The sequence below is a fragment of the Ensifer sp. GW821-FHT05G01 genome (assembly GCF_059419585.1).
Window position 1 is genome coordinate 14,198 of record NZ_JBWKSC010000018.1, and the last position, 14,243, is coordinate 28,440.

15 protein-coding genes are annotated in these 14,243 nt (G+C 59.5%); 12 read left to right on the forward strand and 3 right to left on the reverse strand.

The genetic code is table 11. From position 1 onward, the window contains the following. Positions 1-117 precede the first annotated feature (117 nt). Positions 118-324, forward strand: a complete 207-nt coding sequence (locus AC07UR_RS31545) for a hypothetical protein (protein WP_494700445.1) — start codon at positions 118-120, stop codon at positions 322-324. 52 nt (positions 325-376) lie between these two features. Here the strand turns inward: AC07UR_RS31545 and AC07UR_RS31550 are convergent, their stop codons facing one another. From AC07UR_RS31550 to AC07UR_RS31560, 3 genes are all read right to left on the reverse strand, one after another. Continuing rightward, positions 377-631: a hypothetical protein gene (locus AC07UR_RS31550; protein WP_494700446.1), complete on the reverse strand. Its 255-nt coding sequence runs from the start codon at positions 629-631 to the stop codon at positions 377-379. After that, complete coding sequence (locus AC07UR_RS31555) at positions 631-1,896, reverse strand: Y-family DNA polymerase (protein ID WP_494700447.1); 1,266 nt, start codon at positions 1,894-1,896, stop codon at positions 631-633. Before AC07UR_RS31555 ends, AC07UR_RS31550 begins: the two co-directional genes overlap by 1 nt. 120 nt (positions 1,897-2,016) lie before the next feature. Further along, a complete protein-coding gene (locus tag AC07UR_RS31560; RefSeq protein ID WP_494700448.1) occupies positions 2,017-2,265 on the reverse strand; it encodes a hypothetical protein in 249 nt (82 codons plus the stop codon). Positions 2,266-3,188: 923 nt separating this feature from the next. Between AC07UR_RS31560 and AC07UR_RS31565 the strand changes: the two genes are divergently transcribed. The 11 genes from AC07UR_RS31565 to repB all read left to right on the forward strand — a co-directional run bounded on the left by AC07UR_RS31565 (position 3,189) and on the right by repB (position 14,161). After that, entirely contained in the window at positions 3,189-5,102 is a 1,914-nt protein-coding gene (locus AC07UR_RS31565; protein WP_494700449.1) for a ParB/RepB/Spo0J family partition protein, read from the forward strand. 237 nt (positions 5,103-5,339) lie between these two features. Continuing rightward, positions 5,340-5,579: a type II toxin-antitoxin system VapB family antitoxin gene (locus tag AC07UR_RS31570; RefSeq protein WP_494700450.1), complete on the forward strand. Its 240-nt coding sequence runs from the start codon at positions 5,340-5,342 to the stop codon at positions 5,577-5,579. After that, positions 5,580-6,014, forward strand: a complete 435-nt coding sequence (locus AC07UR_RS31575; RefSeq protein ID WP_494700451.1) for a type II toxin-antitoxin system VapC family toxin — start codon at positions 5,580-5,582, stop codon at positions 6,012-6,014. 440 nt (positions 6,015-6,454) lie between these two features. Further along, positions 6,455-7,729, forward strand: a complete 1,275-nt coding sequence (gene repC / locus AC07UR_RS31580) for a plasmid replication protein RepC (RefSeq protein ID WP_494700452.1) — start codon at positions 6,455-6,457, stop codon at positions 7,727-7,729. Beyond that, the gene (locus tag AC07UR_RS31585; RefSeq protein ID WP_494700453.1) at positions 7,726-8,238 is read left to right on the forward strand and encodes a thermonuclease family protein; all 513 of its coding nucleotides are present in this window, start codon (positions 7,726-7,728) and stop codon (positions 8,236-8,238) included. Before repC ends, AC07UR_RS31585 begins: the two co-directional genes overlap by 4 nt. A 399-nt stretch (positions 8,239-8,637) precedes the next feature. Next, the gene (locus tag AC07UR_RS31590; RefSeq protein WP_494700454.1) at positions 8,638-8,970 is read left to right on the forward strand and encodes a DUF736 family protein; all 333 of its coding nucleotides are present in this window, start codon (positions 8,638-8,640) and stop codon (positions 8,968-8,970) included. Between the two features lie 120 nt (positions 8,971-9,090). Beyond that, on the forward strand, positions 9,091-9,297 hold the full coding sequence (locus tag AC07UR_RS31595) for an antitoxin VbhA family protein (RefSeq protein ID WP_494700455.1): 207 nt from the start codon (positions 9,091-9,093) through the stop codon (positions 9,295-9,297). Positions 9,298-9,362: 65 nt separating this feature from the next. After that, the gene (locus tag AC07UR_RS31600) at positions 9,363-10,412 is read left to right on the forward strand and encodes a Fic/DOC family protein (protein WP_494700456.1); all 1,050 of its coding nucleotides are present in this window, start codon (positions 9,363-9,365) and stop codon (positions 10,410-10,412) included. Between the two features lie 217 nt (positions 10,413-10,629). Further along, a complete protein-coding gene (locus tag AC07UR_RS31605) occupies positions 10,630-11,511 on the forward strand; it encodes an ArdC family protein (RefSeq protein WP_494700457.1) in 882 nt (293 codons plus the stop codon). 485 nt (positions 11,512-11,996) lie between these two features. Beyond that, positions 11,997-13,172: a plasmid partitioning protein RepA gene (gene repA, locus AC07UR_RS31610; RefSeq protein WP_494700458.1), complete on the forward strand. Its 1,176-nt coding sequence runs from the start codon at positions 11,997-11,999 to the stop codon at positions 13,170-13,172. Next, entirely contained in the window at positions 13,169-14,161 is a 993-nt protein-coding gene (gene repB / locus AC07UR_RS31615; RefSeq protein WP_494700459.1) for a plasmid partitioning protein RepB, read from the forward strand. The genes repA and repB overlap by 4 nt, the downstream gene beginning before the upstream one ends. The last annotated feature ends 82 nt before the right edge of the window (positions 14,162-14,243 follow it).

The following is a 14,243-nucleotide window of genomic DNA, read 5'->3' on the forward strand; positions in this document are numbered from 1 at the left end:
CGCCGACGAAACGAGGCAAATACATCATCGGCGGAAGCAGAGATACGCCGCTAGGCATAAGCCGCCCACTTAGACGTCCGCTTAACGTAGTTCGGTTGGAGGTGAAATGGTTGATCAATGGCCGTCAGATGCCACGTTCCAAATGGTGATTATGCCGCAAAAAAAGGGCGAGCATCATGGCGCGGTAAAATCGTCGGCTGGTATCGCACAGATATAACCAAGCTCGGGTACGCGATTGAGAGTTACTTTGAGCCGGGCTCAGTGCAGATTTACCCCGAGACAGCGATCGAAGCATGGACGCCGCCAATGTCGGTAAAGGAATGACCGCTTACCCCAGGAAGGAAATGCAACCCTGTTCGGGATGTGATCCGCGACGTCAGGCTAGACCGCCGACAAACCCGCTCACCTCGTCAAGCCTGACCATCGACAGCCGCACGCCACCACGGCAGCCGCGCGCCTTGCAGATCGTCTCGCGTTCCAGCTCGTCGATGTAGAGAAATTCGCGCTCTGGCGAGACGCACACAATGGCCCGCGTCAGGTAATGGACGTGGCCGCATTTCTTGCAGCGCACTTCCAGCTTTTGGTGGTCGGCCAGATCGCCGACACGGATATTTTTCTTCCAAATCTTCATCACCAGAAATCCTCCGCGGATGGAATGCGCGTGTAGCTGATCTTGCCGCCGACGTTCCCGCCGGCCGGCGGCCGCCACGGACCGAGGCTGACGACCGTGCCGGCATAGCGCGTGTTCAGATTGTCGATCGCATTGCTGGCGCTCTCCCAGCGCCGGCGCGTGCGATCGTCATTGAGGAGCAAGTCAAGCTGGCGCTCGTGCGACGGCGACAGATCGTAAAGAGTGACCCCGATCCGGAATATCGTGATTCCGCGCGGGTGATCACGGCGAACCTGGTCCCACAGTTCTGCCAGTCCGGAAAGGATGGCCTGGTCGTCATTGACGACCGGCAGATGGCGCTTGCCCATCCACGAGCCGTCGCGGATCGACAGCCATAACCATAAACCGCCTGCATAGAAGTTTTCCCGGCGCAGCCGCCGCGCCGCCTTGATCAGCAGCAGGCGCGAAATCTCGCGTGCGCCGGCGAGCGTCCGTGCTTCCGGCGGAAGGACGCGGCCATGTCCGAACATGCCCCGGCTCGAGGCCGGGGCCTGAATGTCGTAACCGTGCAGCGCATACCAGAGCCGTTCTCCTGTGACATTGCCCCACAGCTTGCGCATGTGTTTCGGCTGAAGGTTATAGAGTTGTTCGGTCGTGTAGATCGCCGACCGGTAAAGCCGCTTCGCCATATTGCCGCCGACGCCCGGAATATCTTCCATCGCCACCGCAAGCAGCGGCGCCGGCATGTCTTCCGGCCGCCAAATGGCGAGCCCGTCGCCGTATCGGCCGCCGTTCCGTTTGCCTTCCTTGCAGGCGATTTTCGCGAGCTGGCGATTTGCGGCAAAACCGATCGAGCAAGTAATCCACGGGCCGACATTCTCCGCGATCGTCGCCTTGATCGCCGCCGCCAAGCCGTGCGGGTCCGCCCGGCCGGCCTCATCGAGGCGGCACGTCAGCTCGTCGATCGACTTGGCCGTGTCGATCGGAATGACGGTTTCGATTTCCGACAAAAGCGCATTGTGCGCCCGGCGATAGAGGTCCGGCTTTTGTGGCACCAGCACTAAATCCGGACAGAGCCGCTTGGCCTCCTCAATCGGCATCACGTTCTTGACGCCGAAGGCTTTCGCTTCGCGCGAGCACGCGATGACAGCCGTCCTGGTCGTTCCCGCAAACGGCACGACGCCGACCGGCCGGCCTCTCAAACGCCGGTCGCACTGCTGTTCGACCGATGCGAAGAAGCCGTCGAAATCCAGATAGAGGCGTTCGATCGTCTCCGGCTTGCGCATGTTTGTTCCTGTCTGTATGAACAAAAGCAGAACACCCGTGCACAGTTCCCCGTCAAGAGGAATTTTTTCCTATGAACCGTTTCGATTAGGTCTGAGTGTGGACAATGCAGGACGATAAGGCTAGCCGACAGGCTTGTCGCCATTGCGGAGCTTTTGCCGCGCGCGAGCTTCCCGGACCGCCCGGACGTCACGCAAACCCATCCCTGGTTCGCGAAGCAAGTCGATGTCGGTCATATTGTCGAAATCGCTAAGCCGGGTGAAGCAGGCGTTGCGCAGCACCCGTATGACCTTTGCCGGCAGATCCGTGTTTTCGAGTAGGTCGGGATGATCGTCCGGCAGGAATTCTGGCGACATGTGTGGGATCGGCATAACTCTCTCCATCGATGGTTGGCAGTCCTCCGACTAGATATCGCGGAACCAAAGATGGCTACTGTAGAATCCTACAGGGCTCGCAACGCTACAGTCGGCTGGAAACCGGTGTCCGACACAAACGACGTCGCTTTAGGCTGGCGAGCGTTAATTCAAGCTGGCATCAGTCTCGGCCATGAAGCGCAAGCCCTTGTCCGTTAGGCCCAGAGACGTCAAGCTTCCTTGCGTCAACACGGGATGCTGGACCATCGCAAGCTTATGATCGAGCACGGTATGTCGAGCTCTTCGCCACGCACGATCGCGGCCATGTCGGCTAAGGCATCGCGGCGTTGAGGCTCTGTCATTGGCGGTGCCTCATACTGATCGACTATGCTCATGCGGATCCTCCAAGTTCCAACGGTAGGCCATGATTGCCAGCGGAGTTCGCCGGCGACGCGGAGCGCTCCATACTCGGAGCGGTGACGGCGAACGGACTGTCTCCGGCCGATACTATATGGAACCGCTTGCCGGGGGCAGTCGGTCCCGGTTTCCGCCCTGCGGGCGGCGCTAATGCTAAACCTCCTGCGGCTGCCCTCTTAACCGGTCAAGCGGTGCGCGAACTGGCTTCGGCCGCTGCGCCGCCTTTGCCTGGTACGCTCATTGTCTCATTTAGTGGGGAAAGGGCGCTCTGCCCCCTCTCCCCTGCAAGGGGAAAATCGGTTTCCCCGTCCTTCCTCCGCTCGTTTGGCTCGCTTCGTGCAGGATCGACGCGGATCCGCATCCGCGGATTTTACGTCGCCCCTTCGGGCGGGTGATCCCCCTCCGATTTGTCCCCTTGCCCCCCTCCCCCCCCGCTGTTCCGCACGAGCTCGGGGAGCAGGAGCCGGGCTCCTGCCCCTTCGGGCACGAGACCGCTTCGCGGGAAAAAGGCAAGGGAAAACATCATGACCGAGATCATCACCATTGCATTGAACAAGCTGGACGCCGATCCGAAGAACGTCCGCAAGACCTACAGCGTCGAGGGTATCGAAGCGCTCGCCGCCAACATCAGAAAAGACGGCTACCGGCTTTTGCAAAACCTTGTGGTTCGCAGGGGCGACAAAAAGGGACGCTATTTCGTGACGGCGGGCGGAAGACGCCTTGCCGCGCTTAATCTGCTGGCGGAGGCAGGGGAGATCGCCAAGGATTTTGCCGTCGAGTGCAAGGAGCGCGAAGGCGAGATTGCCACGGAAATCAGCCTTGCTGAGAACATCATGCGCGAGGACATGCACCCGCTCGACCAGTACGAGGCATTCGATGCGCTCGCCAAGCAGAGGAAGGACGTTGCCGACATTGCGGTCCGTTTCGGCACCACCGAAACCGTTGTCCGCAAACGGCTGGCGCTCGCTCGCGTGTCGCCGGTCCTTTTGCAGATTTACCGCGACGAGGACATGAGCCTTGCGCAGCTATCGGCCTTCACTGTCAGCGACGACCACGAAAGGCAGGTGACGGTATGGAACGCACTCTCCTCTTGGAACCGCGAGCCTTATGCGATACGGCGAGCGCTCACCGAGGAAATGATTGCCGCGACGGATAAGCGCGTGCAGTTCATCGGTGGGCTGGTGGCTTACGAGGAAGCCGGGGGAGCGGTCAAACGCGACCTGTTCGATGACCGTAACGCCGGATATGCGACGGACGCCACCTTGGTCGAAAAGCTGGTGGCGGATAAGCTCGAGGCGACCGCCGCCAGTGTTCGCGCCGAAGGCTGGAAATGGGTGGAGTGCTCCGCAACGGCCCCCGCTGGCTATCATGCCATGAAGCGCCACTATCCGGAGGCGATTGCTCTTTCCGAGGAAGATCAGGCCGCGCTTGATGCCGCGCAGGCAGAATATGACGAGCTCGCCGGACTGATCGAAAACGGCGTGGCCGACGACGAGGCAGAGGAAAAGTTGGCTGACGCCGAAAATCGGATCGACGCGCTCAATGCCCGCACGGAAGCCTATAGCCCCGAGGCTTTGGAACAGGCGGGAGCCTTCGTTTTCCTCGATTATTACGGTCGTCTTGCCATCGAGCGAGGTTTCGTAAAGGCAGACGAAACCGCCGAGGACGAGGACGATAACGGCGAGGGCCTGCCGAGCGGCAAGGGCACGGTAGAACCCAAGGTCCCGACCATCAGTCATTCGGCTGCCCTGATCGAGGACCTGACGGCTCACAAGACCGCCGCGCTGCGCATCGAACTGGCGAACAATCCTGACGTGGCGCTTGTCGCCGTGGTTCACGCGATGCTGTTGCGTGTGGCCTACCCGTATCATACGGAGCAGAGCGCCCTTCAATTGTCGCTGACGCACGAGCGTTTGGAGCCATCGATCAAGGACGCCGAAAGCTGCAAGGGGCTTGCCGCCTTTAACGACCTTGCGGACAACTACGGCCATCACCTGCCCGGCAATCCTGCCGATCTGTTCGACTGGTTGTTGGAACAGCCGCAAGACACCGTGCTTTCCCTGCTGGCATTCGGCGCGGCGCACTCGGTCAATGCGGTAGAGAAGAAGTTCACGGATCGTAAGGGCATCGAACAGGCGAACCAGCTTGGCCGAGCGCTCAAGGTGCATATGCCGGATTGGTTCGAGACGACCGGTGACAGCTATTTCAAGCACGTCAACCGGACGACCATTGAACTTGCAGTGGCCGAGGCGAAGGGCGGTGAAGCGGAATTGTCCGTGAGAGCTGCCACCAAGAAATCCGAGGCGGTGACGATCGCGGATCGCCTCGTTGCCGGAAGCGGCTGGCTACCGGCCCCTGTTCGCATATCCTCCCCCGAACAAGCCGACGACGGCGAAAGCGCCGCCGAAGACGAGCAGTTCCCCCAAGCGGCTGAGTAACATCAGTCGCGCGCCGGTCACGCTTCCCTCCCGCGTGATCGGCCCTCCCGCTATTGGAGCGCACCGATGATTGCGGGCAGGATCGACCTGGCCCGAAATCATGTTTGAGGGGAGGCCCGATCCCCCTCCCCTCAACACTCCCCTTCCCACCCGGATTCGGGCCGCGCGATTTCGTATTTGTGTTGGTGAGGATATGAAAAAGAGGATATGATAATATCCTCGAAAGGATATGCTGCCATGCCGCTCTACATCAAAGACCCCGAGGTGGACAGGCTCACCGACGAGCTTATCGGTCTCACCAAATCCAGCAAGGTTGAGGCGGTCAAAACCGCGCTCAAGCATGAGATCGCCAGCCGCAGGGGCAGTTTGCCGATGCGCGAGCGGCTTGCCAAGTCCCTCACCATGGCGCGCGAGGCTGGCCCTTTCGCTCCGGGCGACCACAAGCGCGAAACCGATGAAATGTGGGGCGAAGACTGAATGCTGTTTGTTGATGCGTCTGTCGTCGTCGCCATCCTCGCCCAGGAGCAAGACGCCACCGAACTCATGGGCCGGTTGGAGCGGGACGGCGGCCCCTATTACGTCTCAGCCGTGGTCCGCATGGAGGCCACGTTGTCGCTGACGCGCAGGCTCGCGGAAGCGAAAGGCAAGGACAAGCCCGCCACTGCTGAGATGATGGAGATCGCCCGCCGCCTGGTAGATCAATTCATTGCCGATCTGGAAGCGCGCGAAGCGATGATTTCAGGCGACGTAGGCACCAAGGCCCTCGATGCTGCTCAGCAGTTTGGAAAGGTTGTGAATCATCCGGCCAAGTTGAACATGGGCGACTGTTTCACCTATGCCTGCGCCAAGGCATATCGAATGCGGATCGCCTACAAGGGCGATGATTTTGGCCAAACCGATCTAGGCTGGTAGAATCACTCGCAAGGGCCTTGGCGTTCGATTTCCAGTCCGATCCACATCAAATTGCTGCAACACGACCCATGCAGCGCGACCTATTCGGCGTCATCTCCAGACCATAAATCCTGAAAAATCAGTGTTTCACGCGGCAACATGCGCCTCGAAGGTTTCGATGTGTAGCACGTTATTGCGCCATTATGCTTTACCGCGCTATGGTTTCAAATCGGCGGAGTCAGAGCTGATTCCGGCGCTCACGCATTCTGACCAACTTAACGGAGAAGACACACCCGACCAGAAAAAGAAAAACCGCTCCCGAGAAAAATCCGGAAGCGGTGGGTCTACAGTGAAAAAATAAGCCAAATCCTTTCTCGCAGACCCTCCCTTCCCTGTCAATTCTAAAAACACCTTTTCGGTGGGCGGCGAAGCTTTGCCTGGTCTCTAAACGGAGACGAAGAATGGGGAACACCCATATAAATCAGCGGCCCATCGGCCGCAGGATAACGCCGCAGCGTGCCCATTACCGACGACTAGCGGATTCGGCGGAATTCGGGACAATAACCCGCGCCCAATTGGCTGTTCTTGCACAAAAGCTTCCATGCACTGGCTTGATCAATGGGACGGAAAGCCATCTATTGCTGGCGCTCATAAACACCGCTCCGAACGACGCGTTCGATAGATCGGGACGCCCGATCGTATTCAAGTCCAACCAGCACCTGGCATTTGAAATTGGACGGTCGGTTGGTCGCGTCAGCCGTTTGCTGTCGCGGTTGTTCGACGCCGGAGTGATTACCATGCAAGACAGCGGCAATTACAAGCGCTACCCCATCCGCAACCGCGATGGCGAGATCACTGACGGTTGCGGGATCGATCTTCGAATCTTGATAGTTCGATACGCCGAGCTCGACGAGCTCGTAAGACGGGTTCGTGCCGAAAAGAAATCCGCCGACGCGGCATTGCGGCGCTATCGTGGGGCCCTTCGCAATGCGCGGCAGGCCCTCGCCGCCGCCGCGGAGCATTCCCAAAGCGCCGTGGCCCGCCTTGCCGTCCGCATTGATCGCGTGAGCGATCTTGTCGGGATTGCCGGCAAGGCTTCGAGCGGGGTTTTGCGCCGGGCAACAGCCCTCCTGGAGTGGTTCGTGGAGCGCTTGATGCAGCTTCCGCGCCGATCGGAGAAAGCGGCTCAACCGCAAAATATGACATGCCCGTATGTCGAAAACGACATGCACACACAGATTACAACCCCTGAACCTCTTGCAGAGAGTAATGATGAACGGCGTTCGGTTAACGCCGAACAGCTCAATTCGCTAAGGGCTGGCTCCGCCAGCAAAGGGGCTTTTGAAGAAAGCCTGAGGCGACGCCCGAGCGAAATCAACCAGCAGTGCCTGCCGAAGGCAATGGTGGCCCTGCAGGATGTGCTGAGGGCGGTGCCAGCGTTGAAGGCCTACGGCTTTGCCCCCACAAGTTGGGCCGATCTGGCGCGGGCCGTGCCGTTGATATGCCGGTTTGCCGGGATCTCCGAGGATGCCCGCCGCCGCGCCGTCGATGAGATGGGCGAGCAGCAAGCCGCCGTCGCGGTCGCCGTGACGCTCGAGAAATACGAGCGGCAGGAAGTCAGCTCACCGGGAGGCTATTTGCGGGCCATGACGGACCGCGCAAGAACGGGCGAATTGCATCTCGCCCGCTCCATCTTCGGGCTCGCCGCCCGCAATTCCATGGAGATCACACATTGAGACATCATGCCCTACCGGCGCTTTTCGCCGCTCTTTCCATCATTTGTGGTTCGGCCGTGGCAGCCGATTATTCGGGGCGCGCCCGTGTCATCGATGGCGACACCATCAGCATCCGCAACGAGCGCATCAGGATCGCGGCCATCGACGCGTGCGAGCGCGATCAGACCGGTTTGAAGGACGGAAAGGTGTGGCGGTGCGGCGTCGCAGCTCGAAGCTATCTCGGAAAAATGATCGACGGCCGGCATGTCCGCTGCGACATCATCGATCGGGACCAGTATCGGCGCCTGGTGGGACAGTGCTTCATAGGCGAAACCGATATTGGCCTTGCGATGGTGAAGGCCGGACTGGCGGAGGCCATGTTGCGCTATCTACCGGCGACCCACTCCATCAACGAGGTCGAGTACGGCCAGGCCGAGAACCGAGCCCGCGATAACGGCTTTGGCATGTGGTCGGCCGAGATCGAAAGCCCGCACGTCTACCGCCGTTCCAAAACATCCGACATGCAGTGACCGAAGCGATAGCCAATGTGGCGCAGTGGCGAAAGCGGTTTCTATAGCCATATTGCTTCAAGTTGCCCGTCGAATCACGGCAATAGCTGTTGATCAGGCCGGTTTCCTGATTAATATTGGCGCAGAAGTTGCGGTGTATATGTCGCTGAGGAACGGGGGAACGTTGCCAAAAAGGTTCAAGCCATACTCCTCCAGAGCGGTTGCTTGTGACGCTCGTTCGCACGTCGTCGCGATTTGCGCAAATCGGGAGGGCACAAAAATTTCCCCGCCTTCGGCTTCCTCGCGAAGCAAATATTCGCGTCCTCCCGCTTCCTCCGCTCCGCTCCGGCCTACGGTGCCCATCGCTTACCGCCGTGCCGATTGAACGATCATCGCAGCCACCAAAGAGGAGTGAAAGACATGAACATCACCAACTACATCCAGTTCGATGGCGACGATCTAGAAACCGCAAAGGGTGCCGGCCTCATCTCCACCATCGACCGGGACATGGACATCAAGGTTGTGCCGTTCGACTCGGACAACGACAAAGCCCCGACGCACCGCGTCTATGCCAAATCGCCCCGCGGCCATGACATCGAGGTCGGCGGCATATGGAAGAAGGAGAACCAGGAGGGCAAGCCCTACTACACTCTTTCGATCCGCAAGCTTCGCTACAACGCCAATCTCGGCCGGTTCCCCGGCCAGGACGATGCCTCCCTGCAGGCGATCATCGAATGGGAACCCCGCGATTGATCCGCGAACAGCGCCCGGCGACCAGCCGGGCGCTCACCCCCGAAAGGCCGAAAAATCAGGCAAAATGCTGGATTTACAGCATTTTTTCTGCTAGGGTTGCGCGCAACTGGAGATTTGTCGATGAACGTTCATTCCCGCCGTCCGGATCGGTCCCCGGAAGCCGTCGCGAAGCGTCAGAATGCCGTCGAACAGGCGCGTGCCGCCAACACTCGCCAGGGCTACACCCACGATCCAGTGCTCGAGGCGGCAAATGCTCGCTACATTGCCGGCGACATCACCACAGAAGAGTTTCGCGAGGAGATGCTGGCGCGCTTCAAGCGCGCCTGATTTGCAAACTTCTATTTTAGCAAGCCGCCTGGCTTTACCGGGCGGCTTTTTTCATGAGGAATCGATTGGCAAACGAGCAACCAAAAGGCTCTTATACCTACCCTGACGTTCCCGGCGATCCAGATCGCACCGGCGTCTTGCGCAACAAGCTAGGACTGACGACACATTCGGCATTACGGACAGCCGAGTACGCACTGACGAACATTCGGCAAGTGGAGATCGCCGAGGGCCGCGGCCCAAGCGGCAATTTCGACAAGGAGCATCTGAAGGCAATTCAAGGCTACATTTTTCAGGACGTGTATGAGTGGGCCGGTCACAGCCGCAACGAAAGCCCTGTGGTCGACGGTGAGCGGGTGGAGCCGATTGGCGGCTTGTCGAAGGGCGGCACAGCGTTCCTGCACGGGTCCCGCATTGAAATGGGACTGGACGAGGCGATGAAGCCGCTCCGGGATACGCAGGCCCTTCGCAATGCTTCGTCTGAGGAATTCGCTGAGCGGGCCGGAAAAGTGCTCTCGGAGCTCAATTACGTGCATCCTTTTCGAGAAGGCAACGGGCGCACGCAGGAGGCGTTCATTTCCGAGCTAGGCCGCCATTACGGGCATGAGGTCGATTTCACCACCATCAGCAAGCCGCGAATGATCGAGGCATCGATCGAGACAACGAACGACCCGTCCAGCCCTGCGATGAAGCACGTCATCGAGGACGCGATGGACCCGAACCGACGGGAAGCGATCCGAGCCGCATTTGAGGATTTGCGGGAACTCGGCGAGGAGCCGTTGCAACACAACGTCCGCACCGCCCGCGCTGGCGAGGAAATCACCGGCACTGTTCTCGGCCACGACGATCGAGTTGCGAGCCTCGTGACGGTTCAGGGGATTGTCGTTGCCGATCGCGCGGACCTTCCAGAGAGGTTGCCTGGCGACGAGGAAATCACCTTCAATGCCCGGTCGGACTTTTCCCGCCTGGGGCGCGAGCAGCCGGCGCAAGAGGCGCACTCGCAGGCTCAGCCTGCCCGCCAAACACAGCAGGATCAGAATCCGGAACTGAAGGCGATCGAGGCGCAGATGGCTACGCAGCGAAACCGGGAACGCGATGACGACGAGCGCGATCGGTAATCAGCGCCGGCGGCAACAAGCTGCAAGATGCTATCTGTTCGGGAAGCGCCAATGTTCTGCGCCCTCTCCTTCCGTCGGATGATTGACGAACAAGCTACGATAGCCCCTCCCCCATGCAACCGCTAGCGCGGTCCTCCACTTCGTTGCGGCCCTGCAGGTGCATGGGCTCGCTTCGGCTATCTCCGTTTTTTGCCGTCAACCACGAAAGGAGACGGCAATGCAGAACATCAAGGACACCTACCAGCGCATCACGGACGCCATCATTGAGCAGCTTGAAGCCGGCACCAAGCCGTGGATCCGGCCCTGGCGGGGCAACAGCCGCGGTTCCCTTGTACCGCGCCGCGCTACCGGTGAAGCCTATTGCGGGATCAATGTCCTGATGCTGTGGCTCGCGAGCGAGCTTGCAGGCTACGAGGAAAACACCTGGATGACCTATCGCCAAGCCCAGGATCTCGGCGGCCAGGTCCGAAAGGGTGAGAAAGGCGCCCTCGTCGTCAAATACGGCACCTTTACCCCGAAGGAGCGCGAAGTCGATGACGAGCGCGCAATCCCCTACCTCAAAGGCTACACGGTCTTTAACGCTGAGCAGATCGAGAACCTGCCGGAGCAGTTCTATCGCCCGGCCGAGGAACTGCCGGCGACGCCGGTCCCGCATCTGGAAACCGTCGAAACCTTCGTCCGCAATACCGGCGCCTCAGTCACATACGGCGGAACCACGGCCTGCTACCGTCCCGCCGTCGGCGACATCCTCATGCCGGACCGGGCACGTTTCGCAGGCGAAGCTCACCTTTACTCGACCCTGCTGCACGAAATGTCGCACTGGTCAGGTGCAAAGCATCGCCTGGACCGTGACCTGAGTGGCCGCTTCGGCAGTGAAAGCTACGCCATGGAGGAGCTGGTTGCCGAACTCTCAGCTTCCTTCCTCTGCGCAGATCTCGGTGTAGCGCACGATCCCCGCGACAATACCGCGACTTACCTGGAAAGCTGGCTCAAGGTGTTGAAGAACGATAAGCGGGCGATCATCACGGCCGCAGCTAAGGCTCAAGCCGCGGCCGACTACCTTCACGAACTTCAAAAGGCTGGCAATCCGCCAGTCTGATCCCGAGCAGAAGTTCCCCGCGGGGAACTATTAGAGCCCCGCGCAACGACTGATCGGACACCAGGCACGAAGAGTGCTCTGAATCGCGTGCCATAATTGTTGCTGCCCCAATCGGAGCGGACTTCGAGAGGCTGGCGTCCCGCGCGCGAACTGGTGCAAAAGTTCCCCGCGGGGAACTGTCCATGGAGCCGCGCGCCGACGGATCGAAGACCATTCTAGAGAGCGAGGAGGGATGCATGGTCAGGGGCGACAAGTGAGTATTGTCCTTTGATGGAAAGAAGTTCCCCGCGGGGAACTTTGCACAAAGCCCATTCACACCCATCATGAATCCGCGTGCCATAATTGATGTGCTTGCCCGAATCGGAGTACCCGTTAGTTGCGATGAAAATTCGAAATTGCGGATTTTTGAGTAGTTACGTGGTTGTTAGCGGATCGTTAACCACAATAGCGGTTAAGTGGTAAGAGTGACCACCGGGGATTCTTTTATGACACGACACCTCAGCAGCCTTTCTTTCATGGAGAATTTCTCCAGCAAGCTTGAGTTGGCGCTGAGCAATCTCAGCATGGCGCAGTTTCCGCCGGATGCGCGGCGCACGATGCGCAAGTTCACTTCTACTGAAGTCGCTCAGCTCCTCGATGTAACCGAAGCCTATATCCGGCAGGTTGCGGCAAAGGAGCAGGGCCCTTCTCCCGAAATCTCCAATGGTCGCCGGCTCTACACATTGGAGCAGGTTCTTGAATTGCGCATGGCGCTCGCCGCCAACGGTCGTAAGAAGTGGATGAACCCTCGGCGCATGGGCAACGAGCAGTGCCAGATCATCGCCGTCACCAATTTCAAGGGCGGGTCAAGCAAAACGTCGACCACTATCCACCTCGGTCATTATCTGGCTCTGCGGGGATACCGCGTGCTTGCCGTCGACCTTGACCCGCAGGCGTCCTTGACGGCCCTCCACGGCAACCTGCCGAACTTCGACTACAGGGGAGGGGACACGCTCTATTCCGCGATCCGCTTCGACGATCCGGTCGCGACCAGGTCAGTCATCCATCAGACGCATATAGTCGGGTTCGACGTCATCTGCGCCGGCCTTGAGCTGACTGAGTTCGAAACAGCCGTGGCGCTGGAAATGCGACGCGCAGGCGGAACCGGGTTCCTGCTTCGCGTCTCCCAGGCTCTCGAGCAAGTCGCCGACGACTACGATTTCATCCTGATGGACTCCGCACCATCGCTGAACTTCCTGACGCTGTCTTCACTGACGGCGGCAACCGGAGTAGTCATCCCGGTTCCAGCCCATATGCTGGACGTCGATTCCACCGCCAAGTTCCTAGAGCTCGCGGCGTCCTACATGCAGATCCTCGATGAGGTCGGGACATCCGCCCAATGGGATTTTGCGAAGTTCCTCGTCACCAAGTTTGAACCAAATGACCATCCGCAGGCTAACATGTCCGCGCTGATGCGTCAGGTGTTCGGTGAAGACCTGCTATTGAACTCCGTCATCAAGTCGACCGCGGTCGCTGACGCGCTCACGTGGAAGCAAAGCCTCTATGAGGTGCAGCGGGCGCGCTTTTCGGCACCAAAGACCTACGATCGCGCGATTGAGTCCATCAATGCGGCCAATGCCGAACTGGAAAGCCTCTTCTGGAAGGCATGGGGGAGAGAATGAGCCGCAAGGATTCCAAAGGCCTTTTTGCAAACGTCCTCGGTCAACTCGAAAGCACGCCTGAGAGGGGAGGGGTTCAGAGGACGACGTCCCCGCATCTGCTTAAAGTGGCAGCGGGTGTCAGGCAAATCCAGGAGCGCAGCGAGCTTGCTGAGCGGCTCCTGAAGGACGGCGGTCAGATCATCGAGATTGACCCGGACGACGTCCTTGAATCCGCAATCCCAGATCGCTTCGCGTCGGCCTATGATGCGCCCAATCTCACCGAACTCATGGAGTCTATGGGCGAGCACGGGCAGAGCATACCGGGCCTGGTACGCTCGGTGCAGGGGGCATCGAAGCCGTTTCAGATCGTGTTTGGGCGACGTCGCCTTGCAGCCGCCAAGCTTCTCGGCATCAAGTTCAAAGCGATCGCCCGGGACTTGAGCGACGAGGACGCGGTTGTTCTTCAAGGCGAAGAAAACAGCAACCGCAACGACCTCTCCTTCATCGAGCGTTGCCTGTTTGCGCATTCGCAGGAGGCGGCCGGTTTTAGTCGCGAGGTGATCTGCAAGTCGCTGAACACGGGCAAATCCCATGTCTCGGAGATGATCCGGCTCGCCAGCGTTTTGCCGCACGAGATCCTGCAGGAGATTGGCGCCGCACCCGATGTTGGCCGCCGGCGGTGGATCGATTTCGAAGCGAAGTGGTCGGCCCATGGCACGCCACTCGCGGCGGCGAAGATAGCGCTAGGGCTGGATGAAATTCGCAATAGCGACAGCAACACCCGCTTCGCAGGCGTCTTCGACGCCCTGTCGACCGAGCGACAGGTGGAGCTTTTGTCCGTTGATACGGCTCAGCTCGTTTCGCACGGTCTGGTTCTTGGACAGATGACCCACGGAAAATCAGGCTCAAAGCTTGCTTTCAACAAGTCGGTTCCGAGTGGGTTCGTCGACTTCGTTGCCGAGCAGATTGAAAGCCTGCACGACCAATTCATGCAGAGAAATGCCCGCTAGGGTGTGAGACTTTAAACCAGGAGGATAACCGCAAAAGAAAAAGGCCCCCAAACGTTTCCGTCGTGGAAGCCTCTCTCTTATC